At 61.3% G+C, this 21,565-nt stretch carries 18 protein-coding genes; 10 read left to right on the top strand and 8 right to left on the bottom strand.

Annotated features, from left to right (window positions below; all coding sequences use genetic code 11):
- Positions 1 to 80: 80 nt before the first annotated feature.
- The 4 genes from AB8A27_RS11385 to tyrS all read right to left on the bottom strand — a co-directional run bounded on the left by AB8A27_RS11385 (position 81) and on the right by tyrS (position 6,327).
- Positions 81 to 1,775, bottom strand: a complete 1,695-nt coding sequence (locus tag AB8A27_RS11385; protein WP_441241989.1) for a methyl-accepting chemotaxis protein — start codon at positions 1,773 to 1,775, stop codon at positions 81 to 83.
- Positions 1,776 to 1,956: 181 nt separating this feature from the next.
- A complete protein-coding gene (locus AB8A27_RS11380; protein WP_441241988.1) occupies positions 1,957 to 3,651 on the bottom strand; it encodes a methyl-accepting chemotaxis protein in 1,695 nt (564 codons plus the stop codon).
- Between the two features lie 123 nt (positions 3,652 to 3,774).
- Complete coding sequence (locus AB8A27_RS11375) at positions 3,775 to 4,992, bottom strand: MFS transporter (RefSeq protein WP_441241987.1); 1,218 nt, start codon at positions 4,990 to 4,992, stop codon at positions 3,775 to 3,777.
- 84 nt (positions 4,993 to 5,076) lie between these two features.
- Positions 5,077 to 6,327, bottom strand: coding sequence for a tyrosine--tRNA ligase (gene tyrS, locus AB8A27_RS11370; RefSeq protein ID WP_441241986.1), 1,251 nt, complete (start codon positions 6,325 to 6,327; stop codon positions 5,077 to 5,079).
- Between the two features lie 157 nt (positions 6,328 to 6,484).
- Between tyrS and AB8A27_RS11365 the strand changes: the two genes are divergently transcribed.
- A complete protein-coding gene (locus tag AB8A27_RS11365; RefSeq protein ID WP_441244888.1) occupies positions 6,485 to 7,594 on the top strand; it encodes an anhydro-N-acetylmuramic acid kinase in 1,110 nt (369 codons plus the stop codon).
- A gap of 310 nt (positions 7,595 to 7,904) precedes the next feature.
- On the top strand, positions 7,905 to 9,428 hold the full coding sequence (locus AB8A27_RS11360; protein WP_441241985.1) for a porin: 1,524 nt from the start codon (positions 7,905 to 7,907) through the stop codon (positions 9,426 to 9,428).
- 97 nt (positions 9,429 to 9,525) lie between these two features.
- On the opposite strand, the gene AB8A27_RS11355 is transcribed toward AB8A27_RS11360, so the two are convergent.
- Positions 9,526 to 10,173, bottom strand: coding sequence for an alpha/beta hydrolase (locus AB8A27_RS11355; protein ID WP_068736626.1), 648 nt, complete (start codon positions 10,171 to 10,173; stop codon positions 9,526 to 9,528).
- A 316-nt stretch (positions 10,174 to 10,489) separates the two neighbouring features.
- Between AB8A27_RS11355 and AB8A27_RS11350 the strand changes: the two genes are divergently transcribed.
- From AB8A27_RS11350 to AB8A27_RS11315, 8 genes are all read left to right on the top strand, one after another.
- Positions 10,490 to 11,656 (top strand): cysteine desulfurase family protein, encoded by a 1,167-nt coding sequence (locus AB8A27_RS11350; protein WP_441241984.1) that lies wholly within the window; start codon positions 10,490 to 10,492, stop codon positions 11,654 to 11,656.
- A 108-nt stretch (positions 11,657 to 11,764) separates the two neighbouring features.
- Positions 11,765 to 13,246 (top strand): Fe-S cluster assembly protein SufB, encoded by a 1,482-nt coding sequence (gene sufB, locus AB8A27_RS11345; protein WP_441241983.1) that lies wholly within the window; start codon positions 11,765 to 11,767, stop codon positions 13,244 to 13,246.
- A 155-nt stretch (positions 13,247 to 13,401) separates the two neighbouring features.
- Positions 13,402 to 14,160: a Fe-S cluster assembly ATPase SufC gene (sufC, locus tag AB8A27_RS11340; RefSeq protein ID WP_441241982.1), complete on the top strand. Its 759-nt coding sequence runs from the start codon at positions 13,402 to 13,404 to the stop codon at positions 14,158 to 14,160.
- Positions 14,161 to 14,171: 11 nt separating this feature from the next.
- Entirely contained in the window at positions 14,172 to 15,491 is a 1,320-nt protein-coding gene (gene sufD / locus AB8A27_RS11335; protein WP_441241981.1) for a Fe-S cluster assembly protein SufD, read from the top strand.
- On the top strand, positions 15,488 to 16,735 hold the full coding sequence (locus AB8A27_RS11330) for a cysteine desulfurase (RefSeq protein ID WP_441241980.1): 1,248 nt from the start codon (positions 15,488 to 15,490) through the stop codon (positions 16,733 to 16,735). Before sufD ends, AB8A27_RS11330 begins: the two co-directional genes overlap by 4 nt.
- On the top strand, positions 16,732 to 17,133 hold the full coding sequence (locus AB8A27_RS11325; protein ID WP_441241979.1) for an SUF system Fe-S cluster assembly protein: 402 nt from the start codon (positions 16,732 to 16,734) through the stop codon (positions 17,131 to 17,133). The genes AB8A27_RS11330 and AB8A27_RS11325 overlap by 4 nt, the downstream gene beginning before the upstream one ends.
- Positions 17,134 to 17,195: 62 nt before the next feature.
- Entirely contained in the window at positions 17,196 to 17,606 is a 411-nt protein-coding gene (locus tag AB8A27_RS11320) for a HesB/IscA family protein (RefSeq protein WP_441241978.1), read from the top strand.
- Positions 17,607 to 17,696: 90 nt separating this feature from the next.
- Positions 17,697 to 18,257 carry a TfoX/Sxy family protein gene (locus tag AB8A27_RS11315; RefSeq protein ID WP_441241977.1) on the top strand — a complete coding sequence of 187 codons (561 nt, stop codon included), beginning with the start codon at positions 17,697 to 17,699 and terminating at the stop codon, positions 18,255 to 18,257.
- A 47-nt stretch (positions 18,258 to 18,304) separates the two neighbouring features.
- Here AB8A27_RS11315 and AB8A27_RS11310 read toward each other — a convergent pair whose 3' ends face one another.
- The 3 genes from AB8A27_RS11310 to AB8A27_RS11300 all read right to left on the bottom strand — a co-directional run bounded on the left by AB8A27_RS11310 (position 18,305) and on the right by AB8A27_RS11300 (position 21,560).
- Entirely contained in the window at positions 18,305 to 19,372 is a 1,068-nt protein-coding gene (locus AB8A27_RS11310) for a GGDEF domain-containing protein (RefSeq protein ID WP_441241976.1), read from the bottom strand.
- A 123-nt stretch (positions 19,373 to 19,495) separates the two neighbouring features.
- Positions 19,496 to 21,013, bottom strand: a complete 1,518-nt coding sequence (locus tag AB8A27_RS11305; protein WP_441241975.1) for a DEAD/DEAH box helicase — start codon at positions 21,011 to 21,013, stop codon at positions 19,496 to 19,498.
- A gap of 268 nt (positions 21,014 to 21,281) precedes the next feature.
- Positions 21,282 to 21,560: a hypothetical protein gene (locus AB8A27_RS11300; protein WP_441241974.1), complete on the bottom strand. Its 279-nt coding sequence runs from the start codon at positions 21,558 to 21,560 to the stop codon at positions 21,282 to 21,284.
- Positions 21,561 to 21,565: the final 5 nt, after the last annotated feature.

Here is a 21,565-nt window from a genome sequence, read left to right as displayed (position 1 = left end):
CCGCTCCGGTCAGGTCCTGAAATGAAAAAGGCGCAGTCATTGCTGACCGCGCCTGTCATTCCATGAGGTGTCGTTCGTGCTCAGGCGGCGCGCACGCCCGCGAGGAAGGTGGTGACTTCGCCTGACAATTGTTCGGCTTGCTTCGACAGACCAGTCGCAGCACTCAGCACCATACCGGCGGCATTGCCAGTCTCATGGGCTGCCGAGCTGACACCGCCGATATTGGTGGTGACGTCCTGTGTAGCCTGCGCCGTCTGCGTGACGTTGCGGGCGATCTCTGCGGTCGCGGCACCTTGCTCCTCGATGGCGGAGCCGATCGTGGTAGCAATCGCGCTGACCTCTTCGATCGTCGCTGTGATGCCCTGGATCGCGTCGACAGCTTCCCTGGTCGCACTCTGGATCTGCGCGATGCGCGTGCTGATCTCCTTGGTGGCGTCGGCGGTCTGGCCGGCGAGGCTCTTCACTTCGGTCGCCACGACAGCGAAGCCGCGACCTGCATCGCCTGCACGGGCGGCTTCGATCGTTGCGTTCAGCGCCAGCAGGTTGGTCTGGCCCGCGATCGTGGAGATCAGCTCGACGACATGCTCGATCTGCTGCGCGCCGTCGGCAAGGGCACGCACGATGGTATCGGTGCGGCGGGCGCTATCGACGGCGTGGGTGGTGATCTTGGCCGACTGCGCCATCTGACGCGCGATCTCGGCGATCGACGACGACAATTCTTCGGCGGCCGCGGCGACCGTCTGCACGCGGGTGCTCGCCTGCGAGGCCGCGCTGCTAACGATGCCGGCCTGATCGTTGGTGCGGGCGGCGGTGCCGCTCATCGATTGCGCGGTGGCTTCGAGCTCGGTCGAACCGGAAGCCATCAGGCCGACCAACTGACCGACGGAGGAGTCGAAACGATCGGCGAGGGCGATCAGTGCGTCGCGCTTCTCCGCCTCGCTCATCTGCTTCAGCTTGGCCTGCTCGGATTCCAGCGTGCGGGCAGTCAGCGACGTCTGGCGGAGCATTTCCAGCGTTTCCGCCATGCGGCCGATTTCGTCGCCGCGATCGGTTTCGCTAACGCTCTGGTCGAGTGCACCATTGGCGATCTCATGCATGCGGGCCTGCAGGCGGCGAAGTGCGCCGAGAATGTCGCTGGCGATCAGCCAGGATAGCAGCGCCATCACGGCGAGAACGCCAGCGCCGACAGAACCAAGGCGAACAAGCAAGGCGTTCACATCGGCATCGAGGTCATCGATATAGAGCCCGATGCTGAAGGTGACGTCCCAGGGTGCATAGTAGCGCGCGAAGACCATCTTGGGGACAGGTTCTGTCTGACCCGGTCGCGGATAGTAATAGTAGGTACTGCCGCCAGTCGGTGTCTGACGCCCGGCTTCGATAACGGCCTTGGACATCACGACGCCATTCGAATCCTTGGCGCCCCTGTTCGTGTCTTCGAGTTTTGGGTTAGCGCCATTCACAAACTGGACGCCGTCAGATCTGTAAGCGAGGAGATAGCCTTGCTTGTTGCCGAAATTCATGTTGCGGGCCAGCGCGCGATAGCGAAGCTGGGCATCGGCGAGGCTCGTCTTGCCGGCGGTGACATCTTCCTGCACGGCATCTGCCAGGGTCACCATCAGTTCGGCCGCGGTCTTGAGCTGCTCCATGCGGTCCTGCTGCATGCGCTTCTGGCTGAGCGAAGCGGCGACGGCAATAACGGCGCAGACCGAAGCGACGGACACCAGCACCATGCTGGTGAGTTTGGTGCGGATGGTGAAGTAACTGAGCAGACTCATCTGGACCTCTGAATGTGGGTAGCCGGACAATAATACCGCAAATCTGCTTACCAATGATGAATCACCTGTTGCGACGCGCATCTTGAAAAGGACAGCGTGTATCGCTTGGGCAGGCGCCTGAAAGCAGAAAAGGCGCGGCCATTGCTGACTGCGCCTTTCATGCAAGGGATGTTCGCTGTGTTTAGGCGGCGCGCACGCCTGCGAGGAAGGTCGTGACTTCGCCTGACAATTGCTCAGCCTGCTTCGACAGACCTGAGGCGGCGTTGAGCACCATACCGGCAGCGTCTCCAGTCTCATGTGCGGCAGCCGTGACACCGCCGATATTGGTGGTGACATCCTGCGTGGCCTGCGCCGTCTGGGTCACGTTACGGGCGATCTCCGCAGTTGCTGCGCCTTGTTCCTCTATGGCCGAACCGATCGTGGTGGCGATGGCGCTGACTTCCTCGATGGTGGCGGTGATGCCCTGGATCGCGTCGACGGCTTCCCTGGTTGCGCTCTGAATCTGCGCGATGCGGGTGCTGATTTCCTTGGTGGCGTCGGCGGTCTGACCGGCGAGGCTCTTCACTTCGGTCGCCACGACAGCGAAGCCACGGCCTGCGTCGCCGGCGCGGGCGGCTTCGATCGTGGCGTTGAGTGCGAGCAGATTGGTCTGGCCGGCAATCGTCGAGATCAGTTCGACGACATGCTCGATTTGCTGTGCGCCGTCGGCAAGGGCGCGAACGATGGTGTCGGTGCGGCGGGCGCTATCGACGGCGTGGGTCGTGATCTTGGCCGACTGCGCCATCTGACGCGCGATCTCGGCGATCGATGATGACAATTCTTCGGCGGCCGCGGCGACCGTCTGCACGCGGGTGCTGGCCTGCAAGGCGGCAGTGCTGACGATGCCAGCCTGATCATTGGTGCGGGCGGCTGTGCCGCTCATCGACTGCGCGGTGGCCTCGAGCTCGGTAGAGCCAGATGCCATCAGGCCAACCAGCTGACCGACCGAAGAGTCGAAACGATCGGCGAGGGCGATCAGCGCGTCGCGCTTCTCGGCTTCGCTCATCTGCTTCAGCTTAGCCTGCTCGGCTTCGAGGGAGCGGGCGGTCAGTGACGTCTGGCGGAGCATTTCCAGCGTTTCCGCCATGCGGCCGATTTCATCGCCGCGATCCGTTTCGCCGACGTTCTCGTCGAGTGCGCCATTGGCGATGGCGTGCATGCGTGCCTGCAGGCGGCGCAGCGCACCAAGAATGTCGCTGGCGATCAGAAAGGACAGCAGCGCCATGACGCCGAGCACGCCAGCGCCGAGTGAACCCAGCCGGACCAGCAAAGCGTTCACGTCGGCATCGAGATCGTCGACATAGAGGCCGGAGCTGAGCGTAGCGTCCCACGGTGCGAAGTGGCGCGCATAGACCATTTTGGCGGTCGGCTCGGTCTGGCCTGGCCGTGGATAGAGATAATAGGTCATGCCACCGGTCGCGCTCTGCTTTCCGGCGTCGATGATCGCTTTCGAGATCAGGACGCCGTTGGAGTCTTTGGCGCCCGTGTTCTTGTCTTCGAGTTTGGGATTGCCGGCATTGACGAGGATGACGCCATCCGGACGGTAGGCAACGAGATAGCCCTGCTTGTTGCCGAAGGTCATGTTGCGCGCACGCATACGAAACTGCAGCTGCGCGTCGGCGAGACTGAGTTTCCCGGCCGCCACTTCCTCCTGCAGGCTTTCGGCCATGCCGAGCATCAGGTCGGTCGCCGTGTGAAGCTGCTCCATGCGGTCCTGCTGCATGCGCTTCTGGCTTAGCGAGGCGGCCACCGCGATGACGGCGCAGATGGAGGCTGCGGACACCAACACCATGCTGGTGAGCTTGGTGCGGATGGTGAAACGGCTAAGCAAACTCATATTGACCTCTAGTCGGTGCAGAACTGGCAAAAAAATACCAGCGAGTCGCTTACCAATCGTGAAGGCTGACAAACTCAGCTAGGTCGTTCGCTGTGCGAACTGTTGCGCTGAGAGGTCTGCGCGCTATTGACGCAATGCCGGGACGACGAGAAACGGGATCATGCCGATCACGACGCTGATCAAAGCAAAGGCGAGCAGCGAGTTGTAGCTCTGGGTCCAGTCATGCAGCAGGCCGCCGGTCCATGAACCGAGCGCGGATCCAAGCCCACTGCCGAAGGTGATTGTCCCATAGATCGTGCCGACCCGCTTACCGCGAAAGATCTTCATTGCGGTCGCAGTCAGCAGCGGACCTCGCGAGCCGATCATGCTGCCGAAGCAGACGACGAAACCAGTAAGCAGCGCATAGTTCGGATACCATTGCAGCAGCCAGAGCATGACGATGCCAAGGAGCGACAGGCCATAGCTGAACAGAATGGACGGCCGTCGACCGATCACGCCGTCGAGCCAACTGACGCCGAGCATGCCGAACAGCAGCACCACGCCGCTGAAGCCCCAGGCCGTCGCCGCCTGCAGCGGTGGAAAGCCGACATCGATCAGATAGGCAACGACTTGCGGCGAGATTGCATACATGCCGATCGCGGTGAAGAAGAAGGTCCCGAACAAAGCCCAGAATGCGTGATGGCGCATGGCACTAATCAGGGTCCAGCCCTCGTCGATGAGCGTCTCGCTTGTCTGCGGTTTCTCAAGATGCGGTGAGCCTGCGCCGAACCTGCGCCATGGCAGAAACAGCAAGGGCACCAGCAGCGCGAGGACGCCAAAGCCGAAGATGCGATAGGCGCCGCGCCATTCGACATGATTGATCAGCAACTGGGCGATAGGTAGCATCAACAACACGCCGGCGCCGGTTGCCGAATACACGACGGACATCGCGGTCGGCAGCCGCTTGCCGAACCAGCGTCCGAGCAGCAGGGAGTTAGGCACATTGCCGATACAGGCTATTGCGAAACCCAGGCAAAGACCGAGCGCGAGCTGAAATTGCCAGAGTTTCTCTGCATAGGCCGCCGCGAGCAGTGAGCCACCAAGCAAGGCGATGCCGGTCAGGAACACGGTGCGCGGACCGGAGCGGTCGAACAGCCGTCCGACTAACGGTCCCGCGAGGCCGACGCAGAGCGCGATGAGGGAATAGATCGAGACGACCTCGGCCCGGTCCCAGCCGAAGGATTGTGAGATCGGGAGCAGAAAGACAGTGAAGCTTTCCTGCAGGCCGCGTCCCAGCACGGACAACGTGAAACAGACACCGAGAACAGTCAGTCCGGTGCGTTGGGGCGTCTTCAAATCCATCTGGCTCTTCTTCATGGCGTTTGCGACAGCTACGCCATGGAGCGCGTTTCGCAGTGCATGAACAAGTGCGCTGGACGAATGTGGCTATGCAGGCTTGAGCAGAATGTGCCGCTTCTTCCCGAGCGAGAGCTTGATGACGCCTTCCGTCAGCAGCGCGGGGGTCAGCATCATCTTCTCGTCGGTGACCGCTATATCGTTGACGCGCAAGCCGCCGCCCTTGATTTGCCGCCGCGCTTCGCCGTTCGACGCGACGAAACCAGCATTGACGAAGGCCGCGAGGACACCGACGCCTGCCTCAAGTTCAGCTTGCGGAATATTGACGGTCGGCAGGCTCTCGGCGAGTGCGCCTTCCTCGAAGGTCTTGCGTGCCGTCTCCGCAGCGGCATTTGCCGCATCGCGGCCGTGCACCACGGCCGTCGCTTCGGTGGCGAGAATCTTCTTCGCCTCGTTGATCTCCGAACCGCCCAGGGCCGCGAGCTTGGCGATCTCGTCGAGTGGCAGACGGGTGAAGACCTTGAGGAAGCGGCCGACATCGGCGTCTTCGGTGTTGCGGAAGTATTGCCAGAAGTCATAGGGGCTGAAGAGGTCGCCGTTGAGCCAGACGGCGCCGGAGGCCGACTTGCCCATCTTCTCGCCGGAGGACTTGGTAAGCAGCGGTGTGGTCAGTGCGTAGAGTTGCGGGCCGCCCATGCGATGGCTGAGATCGACGCCGTTGATGATGTTGCCCCACTGATCGGAACCGCCCATCTGCAGCAGCGTGCCATAGCGGCGATTGAGCTCGACGAAGTCGTAGCCCTGCATGATCATGTAGTTGAATTCGAGAAAGGACAGCGACTGGTCGCGGTCGAGACGCAGCTTCACGCTGTCGAAGGACAGCATGCGGTTGACCGAGAAGTGGCGGCCGACATCGCGCAGGAATTCGACATAGTTCAGCTTCAGCAGCCAGTCGGCATTGTTGACCATCAGAGCGTCGGTCGGACCGTCGCCATAGGTCAGCATCTTGCCAAAGATCTTCTTGATGCCTTCGATGTTCTCCGCGATCTTCTCGACCGTCAGCAATTGTCGCTGGTCGTCGCGGAACGAGGGATCGCCGACCATAGAGGTGCCGCCGCCCATCAGCGTGATCGGGCGATGTCCGGTCTGCTGAAACCAGTACAGCATGGTTACCGAGATCAGATTGCCGATATGCAGGCTGGTTGCTGTGGCGTCATAGCCCACATAAGCCGTGACCGGTCCCTTACAGCAGGCGGCATCCAGCGCCTCGGCATCGGAGACCTGGTGGATCAGGCCGCGGCTCTGCAGGACGTTGAGAAAATCGGACTTGTAGGTGGTCATCGGTTTACGGCTCGGTTCGGATAATTTTACGCTGTCTCAATGGATTGGCGGCAAGGTGAGGGGCGTGCTGGCCGCCCCAAAGTGCCTGTGGCATTATAAGATTGGGCGCTTCGACACAAGTTTTGACCGGAAATGAGGGCCTTGCCGCGTGCCTGACATGCTGACCGCGATCGGACTGATGAGCGGAACCTCGTTGGACGGGGTCGATGTCGCCCTGATCGAGACCGATGGCGAACGGGTCGGGTCGTTCGGCCCGTCTGGGTATCGGCCATATAGCGAGGCTGAGCGTGCCGTGTTGCGCCAGGCGCTGGCCGACGCCGTGCAATTGAGCCGGCGCGATATAAGGCCGGGTAATCTGGCCGAGGCGGAGCGGGTGGTGACATCGGCCCATGCCGAGGCCGTCGAGGCGTTTCTGACTGATCATGGCATCGCACGAGACAGCATCGACATTGTCGGTTTTCACGGCCAGACCGTGCTGCATCGTCCCGCCGATCGACTCACCGTGCAGATTGGCGACGGGGCGAGTCTTGCCGGGATGGTTGGCCTGCCGGTGATCCACGATCTGCGCGCGGCCGACGTGGCTTCGGGGGGGCAGGGAGCGCCGCTGGTGCCGGTCTATCACCGCGCCTTGGCCCAAGGACTGCATCGCGATGGTCCCATTGCCGTGGTCAATATCGGCGGCGTGTCCAATGTGACTTACATCGATGGCGATGCCGCGTTGATCGCCTGCGACACTGGTCCGGGCAACGCGCTGCTCGACGATTTCGTGTTACGCGCAACGGGGCAGCCATTCGATGCGGATGGCGCGCTGGCGGCGCAGGGGCGTGTCGATGATGCGTGGATCGCGAAGGAATTGCAGAATCCGTTCTTTGCGGCGGCGCCGCCAAAATCGCTCGATCGTAATCACTTTGCGGCACTGGTGCTTGGAGACGTTACGCCAGCGGACGGCGCAGCGACCTTAACAGCGTTCACCGCTGCGGCCATCGCCAGCATTGCGCCGCTGTTGCCCAAGCCACCGCTTAGCTGGATCATTACCGGCGGCGGCGCACGCAATCCGACGATGCTGAATATGCTGCGGCAGCGATTGTCTGCTGCGACAGTCGAGAGCGCAGATGTGCTGGGGTGGTCGGCGGACGCGATGGAGGCGCAGGCTTTTGCATTTCTGGCAGTGCGTTCGCTAGCGGGCTTGCCGTTGAGCTATCCGGCAACGACCGGTGTGCCGGAACCGATGACAGGCGGTGTGAAGGCGGACTATTTCGCGAGCTAGTGCGAAGTTCGCCGTAGTTAGGGGCGCTTCGACTCACCCAACGAATCAGTTTGATCACTGCCAACGGCGTCTATGCTTGTTGTCGCTGCCGCTGACACGAATGCGTGAGGGTATTGCCAAATCTCGTGATGAGTTAGGTACGGAAATGCCGCGACTTGCCGATTATGTTGCCGAAAGCACACAGCCGGAAAATGATGCTGCGACAATCGACCGCGCGCATTGTTTCACAACATGATCTTCCACAACTCTGCCTCATGAATGGCACGCCCGGGGCAATCGCGCGTGCCGATACGATCGGTCTGGAGGCGACATGACCACGATGAAGCAAATGATACTTGGTTCCGCAGCGGCGTTGCTGGCAGCGAGCACTGCCCAGGCGGCAGACCTTCCGGTAAAGGCCAAGGCTGTCGAATATGTGAAGATCTGCTCGATCTATGGTGCCGGCTTCTACTACATCCCGGGCACCGACACCTGTATCAAGATCGGCGGCGCGATCCGCCTCGATACCACTTTTAACGGTGGCCCGTACGACGCGCCGTTCTGGCAGGGCGGCGCCGGCGGCAACAATCTCTGGACCAAAGATAACTTCCTCACACGCGAACGTATCAACATCACGACCGATACGCGCACGGCGTCCGAATACGGCGTGGTGCGTACCTATGCGAACATGCAGCTCGACTTCACGCAGAACCGCGACAGCATCGCCGGCGGCTTCACGGAAGTGGATTTCGCATTCATCCAGTTCGCAGGCTTCACCTTCGGTAAGGCTGTGTCAAACTTTGACCCGCAATGGGCTCTCACCAAGCCCTGGATCTCGTCGGGCTTCCTCGCGGGTTCAAGCAATACAACCGGTATTCCCCAAATCGCCTACACGGCCGAATTCGGCAACGGCTTCTCGGGCACCATCGCGCTCGAGAATGCATCGCCCTATCGCAATGCTGGTCTCTACAATACCTCGACCTTTATCGTCGCGCCGGGCGCAGGGTCGTTCACCGGTGCTTTTTACGGCAACAATTCGAACACCTTCTTCGGCAACTCCACCGGCGGCAATCATATCCCCGACGTCGTCGGCAATCTCCGGCTCGATCAGAAATGGGGTTCGCTGCATTTTGCTGCAGCCATGCACACGTCGACGGCCGGCTTCTACGGGGCAAATGAATCCTTCGGGCATCCTGACGATGTTTACGGCTTTGCCGTTAGCGGCGCTGTGGAATTCAAGGTCCTGCCAACCGGTGCAAACGACAGCCTGAAGATTGAAGCGTCTTATGCCAAGGGCGCTGCGCGTTATGCCTTCACCGGCGGTTCGCTCGAAACGTCTGGCGGCGGTCGTTTTGCCAAATTTGATGGTAACACGGTTGGCTTCGGCTATGTGCTCGACGGTGTGTATTCGCCGGGAAGCTCGATCCAGCAGAGCGATGCTTGGGAAGTCAGCGCCTTCTATGAGCATTACTGGAACACGGCATGGCGCACCTCGGTGTTCGGCAACTATAGCCATATCTCCTATGGCGATGCCGGCAACGCGATGCTCGCCGCGGCATTCAGTCCGGCCGGCGGTCGCTTGGGAACGAGCAGTTCGAGCAATCCGGGCTCCACGGCTGGTAGCATTACTGGCACGACCAACAACTTCGATTTCGGGATAGCTCAGGTCGGTACGCGAACTGCATGGACCCCCGTTCAGAACCTGACCCTGTCGGCTGAATTCACCTATAGCCGCCTCGATCAAAATCTCGGTGGTACCTATACGGCTACTGTGACCGGCAAGCCCAATCAGGCCTTCCAGATCAGGGATCAGAATCTCTATAACGGTTCGGTCCAGATCCTGCGCTCGTTCTGATCCCAATCAGACCTAAAATTGAAAAGCCCTCGGCCAGATCTGGCCGAGGGCTTTTGTTGGCAGACATGAAGCGACTGGCGCGAGGCCGATCGACGTCTCAGCGCACGTTGGCGAGGCGCATGTCGAGATAGCCGGTGACCGATTCCATCAGCGGCTCGAGCTTGTTGTCGAAGAAGTGGTTGGCACCCGGAATGATGTGCTGATCGATCACGATGCCCTTCTGGGTCTTCAGCTTCTCGACCAGCGTGTTGACGTCCTTCGGCGGCACCACCGCATCCTTCTCGCCATGCACGATCAGGCCCGACGACGGGCAGGGTGCGAGGAACGAGAAATCGTAGAGATTGGCCGGCGGCGCGATCGAGATGAAGCCTTCGACCTCGGGGCGGCGCATCAGGAGCTGCATGCCGATCCAGGCGCCAAACGAGAAGCCGGCCACCCAGCAGGCGCGCGCTTCGGGATTGATGGTCTGTGCCCAGTCGAGCGCGGCCGCCGCATCCGACAGCTCACCGGTGCCGTGGTCGAACGAACCCTGGCTGCGACCGACGCCGCGGAAGTTGAAGCGCAGCACGGAGAAGCCGCGATGCACGAAGGCGTAATAGCACTGGTAAACGATCTGATGGTTCATCGTGCCCGCGAATTGCGGATGCGGATGCAACACCATGGCAATAGGCGCGTTCTTCTGCTTGGCCGGATGATAGCGGCCTTCAATACGGCCTGCTGGACCGGTGAAAATGACTTCGGGCATAGTGATCCTTAGGTCCCGTTCTTGGCGTGATCAGCCGGTTTCGCGCAGGGCTCGGCGAGAATGGCTCGGGGACCCTGCGAGGGAAGGGGCGATCGGGCACCGTCAGGTTGATGGCGGGCGGCGCCGGGTGAAGTTGAGGCCGCGTTCTACCATGAGCGCAGGGGCAAAAAGCAAGCATATTGAACGCGTCGGCGGCACTGACACGGGTTGCGGTGGGCGCATTTGGCGGGCAATTGGGCTAAGAGTGACAGCGCGCAGCACTGGATGACGTCCGATGTTGCCATCAAGGCTCCAAGTCCTTCAAGGTGAAGTGGAATTGGCCAAAGACCGGGTCTATCTCGACTGGAATGCGACAGCACCGCTGCGCCCGGAGGCGCGGGCGGCGATGGCGGCCGCGTGGGATTTGGCTGGTAACCCGTCATCGGTTCATACCGAAGGCCGCCAGGCCCGCCGGATCGTCGAGGATGCCCGTGCGGCGGTCGCAAGCGCAGTGGGGGCAGATTCACGAAACGTCGTGTTCACCTCGGGCGGAACCGAAGCCAATGTGCTGGCGCTGACACCGGGACTGGTGCGCAATCCGGGCGCGCCCGTGCGGCGGCTGATCGTCTCCGCGGTGGAGCACGCCTCGGTGCTGGCGGGCGGCCGCTTCGCCGCGGGAGACCTCCAGGTGCTGGGCGTGGACCGCGATGGCGTTGTGAGGCCTGAGGATTTGCAGGCTCTGCTGGCCGACGGCAAGCCGGCACTGGTTTCCGTGATGCTGGCCAATAATGAAACCGGTGCCCTTCAACCGATTCCTGAGCTTGCCGGTATCGTGCATGAGGCGGGTGGCTTGCTACATGTCGATGCAGTGCAGGCATTCGGAAAGATATCTCTCGATATCAGTAGATTACAGGCTGACCTTCTATCAATTTCTGCGCATAAGATTGGCGGCCCGAAGGGTATTGGCGCGCTGGTCATGGCCAATGGCGTTGCCGGGTTGGATGCGCTGCTCCGCGGCGGCGGGCAGGAGCTGGGGCGTCGGGCGGGAACCGAGAATGTGCCGGGGATTGCCGGTTTTGGTGCCGCCGTGATGGCCGCCATGGCGTCGCTAGATGATATGAAGCGGGTCGAAGGCCTGCGTCAGCGGCTTGAGGTGGGCCTGCGGCAATCCAGCAACGGACTTGTGTTCGCCCAGGATGTGCCGCGTCTGCCCAATACGGTCCTGTTCGGTGCCCCCGGATTGCGGGCCGAGACGGCCGTGATTGGATTTGATCTCGAAGGTATCGCGGTATCGTCTGGTTCCGCCTGTTCTTCTGGTAAGGTGCAGCCATCTCATGTGCTCGAAGCCATGGGTTTCGGGCCGGAGCTGACCCGGGGGGGCGTGCGTCTCAGTCTGGGCTGGTCCAGCACCGAAGCAGACGTTGATCGGTGCCTGGAGGCTTGGCGAAAGCTGTCGGGTACACTACTTAAACATAGCGACGAAACACAGCTTGAACGGTTCTAAGAGGGGTGATTTCCCGGCGGGAACATCGTAAAGAACCCCGACAAGCTTTGAGTTTCACGTTTCTGGATTGATCCACCGCGGTCCTTGAAACCGCGAGCGGAGGATAAAATGGCTGCCGTACAGGAGACAGTCGATCGGGTTCGCCAGATCGATGTCGATCAATATCGTTATGGATTCGAGACCGTCATCGAATCCGAGAAGGCCCCAAAGGGCCTTTCCGAAGACACCGTCCGTTACATCTCCGCCAAGAAGAACGAGCCAGCCTGGATGCTGGAATGGCGTCTTGAGGCGTATCGCCGTTGGCTGACCATGGAAGAGCCGAAGTGGGCGCGGGTCGAGTATCCGAAGATCGACTTCCAGGACATCTATTATTATTCGGCGCCGAAGCCGAAGAAGACCATCGGCTCGATCGACGAGATCGATCCCGAAATTCTCGAGACCTACAAGAAGCTTGGCATCCCGCTCCGTGAGATCGAGGCGCTGGAAGGCGTGGTGCGACCGGAGGGCGAGCGCAAGATCGCCGTGGATGCCGTGTTCGACTCGGTGTCAGTCGCAACCACATTCCAGAAAGAGCTGAAGCAGGCCGGCGTGATCTTCATGCCGATCTCGGAAGCCATTCGCGAACATCCCGAACTGGTGAAGCAGTATCTCGGCACGGTCGTTCCGACCTCCGACAATTTCTACGCCACGCTGAACTCCGCCGTGTTTTCCGACGGCTCGTTCGTTTACGTGCCGCCGGGTGTGCGTTGCCCGATGGAACTGTCGACCTATTTCCGCATCAACGAGCGCAATACTGGCCAGTTCGAACGGACGCTGATCATCGCCGACAAGGGCGCTTACGTCAGCTATCTCGAAGGCTGTACCGCGCCGCAGCGCGACGAAAACCAGCTGCATGCGGCTGTGGTCGAACTGGTGACGCTGGACGACGCCGAGATCAAGTATTCGACGGTGCAGAACTGGTACCCTGGCAATTCCGAGGGCAAGGGCGGCATCTACAACTTTGTCACCAAGCGCGGCGACTGTCGCGGTGACAATTCCAAGATCTCCTGGACCCAAGTGGAGACAGGTTCGGCGATCACCTGGAAATATCCGAGCTGCATCCTGCGCGGCGACAATTCGCGCGGTGAGTTCTACTCGATCGCGATTTCGAACGGCTATCAGCAGGTCGATAGCGGCACCAAGATGATCCATCTCGGCAAGAACACCACGAGCCGGATCATCTCCAAGGGTATCGCTGCCGGCAAGTCGCAGAATACCTATCGCGGCCTCGTTACTGCGCATCGCAAGGCGACGAATGCACGTAACTTCACGGCATGTGACTCGCTGCTGATTGGCGATCAGTGCGGTGCGCATACCGTGCCGTATATCGAGGCGAAAAACGCCTCGACGCTGTTCGAGCACGAAGCGACGACGTCGAAGATCTCCGAAGACGTGCTGTTCTATTGCATCCAGCGCGGCCTGTCGCAGGAAGAAGCTGTCGGCCTTGTGGTCAACGGCTTTGTAAAGGACGTGTTGCAGCAGCTGCCGATGGAATTCGCAGTGGAAGCGCAGAAGCTGATTTCGATCTCGCTTGAGGGGTCGGTGGGCTAAGTCCCGCCATCGCGGATGCCCGCATAGCGGCGCCTCCAGGATGTCGGAAAAATTGAAAACCATCCTTAGAGGCTTGCCGCGATTGGCGAGCACTCCTGCCTGAACCCGAGTGCGTTCAGGCGAGGGTGACGGTGATGATCAAAGGATAGAGACTGATGACCGCATTGCTTGAAGTGAAAGACCTGCAGGTTCGTGTCGAGGATCGCGAGATTCTCCATGGGCTGACGATGACCGTGAATGGCGGCGAAGTGCATGCCATCATGGGACCGAACGGTTCGGGCAAGTCCACGCTAAGCCACGTCATCGCCGGCAAGCCTGGTTATGAGGTGACCGGCGGCGAGATCCTGTTCAAGGGCGAAGACCTGCTCGAAATGGAGCCCGACGAGCGCGCCGCCAAGGGAGTCTTCCTGGCGTTCCAGTATCCCGTGGAAATTCCTGGCGTGACCACGATGAACTTCCTGCGCACCGCGGTGAATGCACAGCGCAAGGCGCGCGGCGAAGCCGAATATCTGGTGCCAGACTTCCTCAGGAAGGTCCGTGAAGTCGCGGCTTCGCTGAACATCCCGATGGATATGCTGAAGCGTGGCGTCAATGTCGGCTTCTCCGGCGGCGAAAAGAAGCGCAACGAAGTGCTGCAGATGGCGTTGTTCCAGCCGAGCCTGTGCATCCTCGACGAGATGGACTCCGGTCTCGACATCGACGCGCTGCGCATCGCGGCCGACGGCGTCAACGCGCTGCGGGACCCGGATCGCGCCATGGTCGTGATCACGCATTATCAGCGCCTGCTGAACTACATCATACCGGACCACGTTCATGTGATGTCCAAGGGCCGCGTCGTGAAATCGGGCGGCAAGGAACTGGCGCTAGAACTCGAGGCGACCGGTTATGCGCAGTATGAAGAAGTGGCGGCCTGAGTGAGACAATCATGAATGTAGCTCTCGCAAAGACGACAACGGGCGCGGTGCTGGACGGCACATTCGCTGCCGCACGGGGCCGGTTGCCGGGCGTCGGCACGGTGGCCGAAACGCGCCAGCAGGCGTTTGACGATTTCGCCCGCACGGGCCTGCCAACCCGGCGCATCGAAGAGTGGAAATATACCGATCTGCGCAACCTGCTGCGCGATGTGGCGCCGCTTGCGCCCACGCCGGATCAGGATGCGCTGGCACAGGCCGCGAAGCTCCTTGAGACGCTCGGTATGGGCGATACGCAGAAACTGGTTATCGTGGACGGCGTCTTCGCAGCCGGTCTCTCCGATCTGACGTCTGGCGGCGGCGTGACCGTGCATGCGCTGAGCGCCATGCTCGACGACGCCACCAGCGCGACACGCGCCGACCTGCTGCGCTCGCGTATTGTCGATCCGATGATCGCGCTGAATGCCGCCTTTGCAACCGATGGCATGCTGATCGATATCGCCGACGATGCCGCGCCATCGCGGCCGCTGCATATCGTGCATGTGGCGACACGCCCGAGCGTGGCCGCATTCACGCGGTCGCTTGTTCGCATCGGCAGTCGTGCGCGTGTGACGCTGGTCGAAAGCTTTGTCGCGACAGAGGCTGCGAAGTCCTATCAGGTGCATGATGCTGTGGTGATCTGGATCGGTGACGATTCCGGCCTGCAGCACGTGCGCGTGATGGAAGACGCTGGCGATGCCGCGAATATTGCAACGGCCATTGTCACAGTTGGTGCGCGCACCAAGTTCAACACTTTCAGTCTCACCACCGGCGGTGGCGTCAGCCGCTACCAGAGCTTCATCACGCTGGCCGGCGTGGACTCGGAGCTGTCGACCAACAGCGTCCACCTGCTGCGCGACAAGCAGCATGGCGACTGCACCTTTGTAATCGACCACGCGGCGCAGAATTGCCTCAGCCGTGAGCTGTTCCGTGCTGTGCTCGACGATCGCGCACATTCGGTGTTCCAGGGGCGCATCAACGTCCATCAGGCAGCACAGAAGACCGACGGCAAGATGATGTCACGGGCGCTGCTGCTGTCCGACGAGGCCGAGATCGACAACAAGCCCGAGCTCGAAATCTTCGCTGATGACGTGCAGTGCGGCCATGGCGCGACCATCGGCGCGCTGGATGACAGCCTGCTGTTCTATCTGCGGGCGCGCGGCCTGCCGGAGAAGGCTGCGCAGGCGCTGCTGATCCAGGCATTCGTCGGCGAGGCGCTGGAGTCGATCGTCAGCGACGATCTGCGCGACGTCGCGATATTGGCGGCGGAGCGCTGGCTGGAGTCGCGCGCATGACACTGCATCCTGCGGTCTCGAACGGGTCGTACGACGTCGCTCGCCTCCGCGAGGATTTTCCGGCGCTTGAGATGAAGGTCTATGGCAAGCCGCTGGTCTATCTCGACAACGCGGCATCGGCGCAGAAGCCCTATGCCGTGCTCGACCGTATGACCGAGGCCTACAAGTCCGAATATGCCAATGTGCATCGCGGGCTGCACTACCTCGCCAATGCGGCGACCGAGGCCTATGAGGGCGCGCGCATCAAGGTGCAGCATTTCCTCAACGCCAAGCGTCCTGAGGAAATTATCTTTACCCGCAATGCCACCGATGCGTTGAACACTGTCGCGGCGGCATGGGGCGGTGAGAATATCAAGGCTGGCGATGAAATAGTGCTCTCGATCATGGAGCACCATTCCAACATCGTTCCCTGGCACTTCCTGCGTGAGCGCCAGGGCGCCGTCATCAAGTGGGCACCGGTCGATGATGAAGGCAACTTCCTGATCGACGAGTTCGAGAAGCTGCTGACGGACCGTACCAAGATCGTCGCCATCACCCAGATGTCCAATGCGCTGGGCACGCTGGTGCCGATCAAGGAGGTCGTGAAGCTTGCGCATGCGCGCGGCATTCCGGTCGTGGTGGATGGCAGCCAGGCGGCCGTGCACATGCCGGTTGATGTGCAGGACATCGATGCCGACTTCTACATCTTCACCGGCCACAAGCTGTACGGCCCGACCGGCATCGGCGTGCTGTATGGCAAGTATGACCGGCTGGTCGCGATGCGGCCCTATGCCGGCGGCGGCGAGATGATCCGCGAAGTGGCGAAAGACTGGGTCACCTATGGTGATCCGCCGCACAAGTTTGAGGCCGGCACGCCGGCCATCGTCGAGGCCATCGGCCTCGGCGCGGCCATCGATTACGTCAATTCGATCGGTAAGGAGCGGATTGCCGCCCATGAGCACGACCTCCTGACCTATGCACAGGATCGGCTGCGCGAGATCAATTCGCTTCGCATCATCGGCACTGCCAAGAACAAGGGCCCGGTGATCTCGTTCGAACTGAAGGGCGCTCACGCCCATGACGTGGCGACCGTGATTGACCGGCAGGGCGTTGCAGTTCGCGCGGGAACCCACTGTGTGATGCCGCTTCTGGAGCGATTCAATGTAACGGCCACGTGCCGCGCATCATTCGGAATGTATAATACCCGCGAGGAGGTCGACCACCTCGCACAGGCGCTGATCAAGGCACGGGAGTTGTTTGCATGAATGACATTGCAGAAGCCAAAACGCCGAACGCCAGCCTCGAGGCTGAGAAGCCGGCTCACGTGCAGACCACCTCGGCGCTCGACCCCGCCGAAACCGAACGTATGGGCACCGAGATCGTCGCCGCGCTGAAGACGGTATTCGATCCGGAAATCCCGGCCGACATCTACGAGCTCGGCCTGATCTACAAGGTCGACATCAAGGACGATCGCTCCGTCCAGGTCGAGATGACGCTGACGACGCCGAACTGTCCCGCCGCCGAAGAGCTGCCGACCATGGTGGAGAATGCCGTGGCCAGCGTGCCCGGCGTCGGTCTGGTCAAGGTCGATATCGTCTGGGAGCCGACCTGGACGCCAGACCGGATGACCGACGAGGCGCGTCTCGTCCTGAATATGTGGTGAGCATCGCGTCTCGTTCTCAATATCGCCGATGGCGGCCTTGAACCGCCGAAGGAACTGAACACATGACTGAGATGACACCGAACCCGACCATACTGGCTGCCAAGCCGAAGCCGCGTCCTCGTCCGCAGGTGATGCGCCTGACCGATGCTGCCGCAACGCGAATCCAGGAACTGACCCAGCGTGCGGATTCCGAGATCGTGGGCCTGCGCGTCGGCATCAAGAACGGCGGCTGCGCCGGCCAGTCCTACACCGTCGAATATGCCCATGACATCAAGCCGACCGACGAGATCGTCGAGGACAAGGGCGTGAAGATCCTGGTCGATCCCAAGGCCGTTCTGTTCCTGCTCGGCACCGAGATGGATTACAAGACTGACAAGATGCAAGCCCAGTTCGTGTTCAACAACCCGAACCAGATCTCGGCCTGCGGCTGTGGTGAGTCCGTGCAACTGACGCCGGCAAAGATCGACGGCTGAGGGCTGTCTTTCCTAAATTAAAGCGCTGTGATGCCCGGGCCTGTCCCGGGCATCCTTTTTTCTGGCTTCGGTGAAAGCGAAGGAGGCGGGATGGCCGGATCAAGCTTGGCCATGACGTCGGGAGACGACGCGGATAGACCGCTTCCGCAATCGCGCGTCGCGTCCTACACTTCCCCAATGGACCGCGAATTCCTCAGTGAACTGTTCGCCGGCTTCGGGCCGGTGACGATCCGCCGGATGTTTTCCGGCTTTGGCGTTTCCGCCGACGGCATCAACTTCGCGCTGGTGCTGCGTGGGGCGATCTATCTGCGCGCCGATGAAAACTCGATCCCTCGTTTTGAGGCCGAAGGCTCGCAATGCTTTCAATATGAGATGAAAGGCAAGCTGCGGATGATCGCCTCCTATTGGCGGTTGCCGGAGCGGCTCTATGACGATCCCGATGAGGTGACGGAATGGGCGAGGGTCGCGCATGCCGCAGCGATCCGTGCATCGCTGGCAAAAGCAGGCAAGAAGCGGGCAACGAAGAAAGCGACGAAGGCGAAGGTCGTGAAGACCGTGGCGAAAAAGAAGGTCGCAAAGAAGGCTGCAGTTAAGAAGGTCGCCAGCAAGAAAGTCAGTAAAGCCGCAAGGAAGCGCAAATCCTCATCCTGAGGCGCCGCGAAAGTGCGCTCCTCACCATGAGGACGGAGTGCGGGGCGTCACGCCACCTGAAACTGCAGCTCCGCCGAATATTCCGGATCGACTTCGCAGATCACGCGGTTGCGGCCGCTACGCTTCGCAGCATAGAGACAGGCGTCGGCACGGCCGATGAGCGATTCCATATCGTCGCCGATCTGCAACATCGAGACGCCGACGGAAATCGTGACGCGTCCCAGGATCTCGCCAGTCGATTTTTTCTTCAGCTCCTTTGACATCACGGCGCGGCGGATATGATCGGCAACGGTGAGCGCCTGACGCAGCGGCGTGTTTGGCAGCACCACGGCGAATTCCTCGCCGCCATAGCGCGCGGTGATATCCTGGCCCTTGATGGTCTGCTTCAATGACTGGCCCACAAGACGCAGCACCTGGTCACCGGTGAGATGGCCGTAATTGTCGTTGAATGACTTGAAGTGATCGATGTCGAGCATCAGGAGCGACAACGGTTCGCCGCGTTTCACCGCGGTATCGATTGCTGCCATCAGCGCACGATCGAAATATTTGCGGTTGCCGAGCGCGGTGAGAGGATCGGTCAGGCTCTCGGCGCGGATCGCCTCGAGGCTCTGTTGCAACGTGTAGACCTCGCTCTTCGAGGACAGCAGCCGCTCTTCCAGCGCCTTGTTCGTGTCGTGTACTTCACGGGTGGACTTGACGAGACTCTCGATCACGGCTTTCACCGCAGCAGGATCGCGCGCGAGCGACAAATCCTTGCTGGCACCATCAAGGCTGGCATTGAAGTTCGTTGTCATACCCAGCGCATCGGTGATGAGCACCATCACGTCGTCGATTTCGCCGATGACGCGGGCGCCAACCTGATCGATGCGATCGGTGGTGCGAATCTGTGAAAGATAAGTGTCGTGGATCTGGTCGAGGTCGGCCTCTGTCAGGCGGCCATTGCGCGCCAGCGTCTCATTGATGACCTTGTTGAGCGCTGAATTGTAGCCAGTCGCGTAGACGTACCAGATCTCATAATTGCGCGGAATCGCCGTCTGGCGCAGCGATCGGATTTGTCCCAGCGCGACTTCGGCAAATGCCAAAGTCCGCTCTTGTTCGTCCAGGATGCCGGTCACGTTCTGTGCCCTCGCGGACAGCGGGTATACGCCGTCCTCTGAAATGCAATTTTGTTAAAAATATCGCATTCAGATTAGGGGACGAGAGTGAACGGCAAGTAAATGCTCCCGGCGCTATACTACCTATGCGCGTGCTCGGATCGGACGCAACAGAAAGGCCGGCAGGTGCGAATGATCCGCCGGCTCGTTGTCCTCACGGCGCGGACGCGGGGCTTCGGCACGGCCGATCGAAGGTGGACGCTGCGGCTGCGGAGCGGCGGCCACTGGTGCTGCGAAAGCGGCTTCCGCGGGTTGTGGCTGTGGGCTGCGCTCGCCGCCTTCCGAGCGACCACCTTCACGGCGCGGGCCACGCTCACGGCGCGGCTTGCGATCGCGTCCGCCGTCGCGGGGCTGATCATTGCGATGACCGTCGCGGCCGCCGCGCGGATGTTCGGCATTGGCTTCGCGATTGCCGGTGCGGTTGCGCGACTGGCGCGGTGCTTCGGTGGTTTCGCCTTCGACGGGCTCGGAGATGGCGACGCTGGATTCGATCTTGGGAATAGCCTGGCCAATCAGCTTCTCGATGGCCAGCATCGACTTCTGGTCGGCGGGCGCCACCAGCGAGACGGCGGTGCCGAGGCGACCGGCGCGGCCGGTACGGCCGATGCGGTGCACGTAGTCGTCGGAGTGATGCGGGACGTCGAAATTGAAGACGTGACTGACGGCGGGAATATCGAGGCCGCGGGCGGCAACGTCGGAGGCCACCAGGATCGGCAACTCGCCCTTGCGGAACTGGTCGAGCGCGGCGAGTCGGGCCGACTGCTCCATATCGCCGTGCAGGGCGCCGACGGCGAAGCCATGCTTCTGCAGCGATTTGGCGAGCAGCGCGACCTCGCGCTTGCGGTTACAGAAGATGATTGCGTTCTTGAGGTCAGTGGCTTCGCGGATCAAAGCGCGGAGCACTTCGCGCTTCTCATGCGGCTCGCGGCTAACGGCAACCTGCTGCTGGGTAATCGTGGATGCTGTGGTGGCAGGCTTGGCGACTTCGATCTTAACCGGGTTGTGCAGGAAGGTATCGGTGACGCGGCGGATTTCCGGCGGCATGGTCGCCGTGAAAAAGAGGGTCTGGCGGGTGAAAGGCACCAGCTTGCAGATGCGCTCGATGTCGGGAATGAAGCCCATGTCCAGCATGCGGTCGGCTTCGTCGATCACCAGCAATTCGACGCCAGTGAGAAGCAGTCCGCCGCGTTCGGTATGGTCGAGCAGGCGGCCCGGGGTGGCGATCAGCACATCGACGCCGCGGATGAGCTTGGCATCCTGATCCCCGAACGAGACGCCCCCGATCAGGAGCGCGACGTTGAGCTTCTGGCCGACACCGTATTTATCGAACTGTTCCTTGACCTGAGCGGCCAGTTCGCGGGTCGGTTCGAGGATGAGCGTGCGGGGCATGCGGGCGCGGGCGCGGCCCTTTTCCAGCATGGTCATCATCGGGAGAACGAAGGCAGCGGTCTTGCCGGTGCCGGTCTGGGCGATGCCGAGCACGTCCTTGCGCGCCAGCACGTGAGGAATCGCCTGTTCCTGAATGGGGGTCGGATTGGTGTAACCGGTGGCCGCAACGGCGGCGAGAACCTTGTCGGACAGGCCGAGATTGGAAAAGGACATTGAGCCTCTGTATGGGGGCATGATCTGATCCGGTATCCGGATGATCACAGTTCGGAATCACGCCTCAGGTGGAAACCGCCGCTTGGATTCTCGGAGAATACTGCAGCGCTTATCCCCGGAGCGGCACGCAAACATGCACGGAGATCGCTGGGCGCTGACAGGCGGCTTACTCAAGATATCGCGTTTCGATACCGGGCCGCGTCGAGCCGGAACATAGGCCGGAATCGGCCAAAGTCAATCCGCCACACCCTGGAACACCCCAAAAAGCTTAATGTTTTCGGGCAAAATGGGGCTGGGGGTCCGTTATCTGCTCGGGATTGGCGCCTACGGTCGCCGTGGTGGTCGCGTCGACCGGACCGGGAACCGACGCGTCGATCTCCCGCTGGCGATGCGTGCTCCACTCCACGAAGGCGCCCACGGTGCCGATCGCGGCCGTTGCCACCACGATTTCGCCAGGCGCACCCAAAGCGAGGGCGATGAGGCCGACCATCCACAGCGCAGCGATGAAGCCGAAGGCGATGCGCAGCGAGGCCGGTATCGCAGTCATCTTCG

Source organism: Tardiphaga sp. 768_D3_N2_1 (assembly GCF_052076105.1).
GTDB lineage: Bacteria > Pseudomonadota > Alphaproteobacteria > Rhizobiales > Xanthobacteraceae > Tardiphaga.
The sequence above is the reverse complement of the archived record's forward strand: the minus strand, read 5'-3'. Positions and strand labels throughout refer to the sequence as shown.

Excerpts from the sequence above, each read along its gene's own strand:
- AB8A27_RS11385 (WP_441241989.1), bottom strand. The coding sequence starts at position 1,775 with ATGAGTCTGCTCAGTTACTTCACCATCCGCACCAAACTCACCAGCATG.
- AB8A27_RS11380 (WP_441241988.1), bottom strand. The coding sequence starts at position 3,651 with ATGAGTTTGCTTAGCCGTTTCACCATCCGCACCAAGCTCACCAGCATG.
- AB8A27_RS11375 (WP_441241987.1), bottom strand. The coding sequence starts at position 4,992 with ATGGATTTGAAGACGCCCCAACGCACCGGACTGACTGTTCTCGGTGTC.
- tyrS (WP_441241986.1), bottom strand. The coding sequence starts at position 6,327 with ATGACCACCTACAAGTCCGATTTTCTCAACGTCCTGCAGAGCCGCGGC.
- AB8A27_RS11365 (WP_441244888.1), top strand. The coding sequence starts at position 6,485 with ATGCTGACCGCGATCGGACTGATGAGCGGAACCTCGTTGGACGGGGTC.
- AB8A27_RS11360 (WP_441241985.1), top strand. The coding sequence starts at position 7,905 with ATGACCACGATGAAGCAAATGATACTTGGTTCCGCAGCGGCGTTGCTG.
- AB8A27_RS11355 (WP_068736626.1), bottom strand. The coding sequence starts at position 10,173 with ATGCCCGAAGTCATTTTCACCGGTCCAGCAGGCCGTATTGAAGGCCGC.
- sufB (WP_441241983.1), top strand. The coding sequence starts at position 11,765 with ATGGCTGCCGTACAGGAGACAGTCGATCGGGTTCGCCAGATCGATGTC.
- sufC (WP_441241982.1), top strand. The coding sequence starts at position 13,402 with ATGACCGCATTGCTTGAAGTGAAAGACCTGCAGGTTCGTGTCGAGGAT.
- sufD (WP_441241981.1), top strand. The coding sequence starts at position 14,172 with ATGAATGTAGCTCTCGCAAAGACGACAACGGGCGCGGTGCTGGACGGC.
- AB8A27_RS11330 (WP_441241980.1), top strand. The coding sequence starts at position 15,488 with ATGACACTGCATCCTGCGGTCTCGAACGGGTCGTACGACGTCGCTCGC.
- AB8A27_RS11325 (WP_441241979.1), top strand. The coding sequence starts at position 16,732 with ATGAATGACATTGCAGAAGCCAAAACGCCGAACGCCAGCCTCGAGGCT.
- AB8A27_RS11320 (WP_441241978.1), top strand. The coding sequence starts at position 17,196 with ATGACTGAGATGACACCGAACCCGACCATACTGGCTGCCAAGCCGAAG.
- AB8A27_RS11315 (WP_441241977.1), top strand. The coding sequence starts at position 17,697 with ATGGCCGGATCAAGCTTGGCCATGACGTCGGGAGACGACGCGGATAGA.
- AB8A27_RS11305 (WP_441241975.1), bottom strand. The coding sequence starts at position 21,013 with ATGTCCTTTTCCAATCTCGGCCTGTCCGACAAGGTTCTCGCCGCCGTT.
- AB8A27_RS11300 (WP_441241974.1), bottom strand. The coding sequence starts at position 21,560 with ATGACTGCGATACCGGCCTCGCTGCGCATCGCCTTCGGCTTCATCGCT.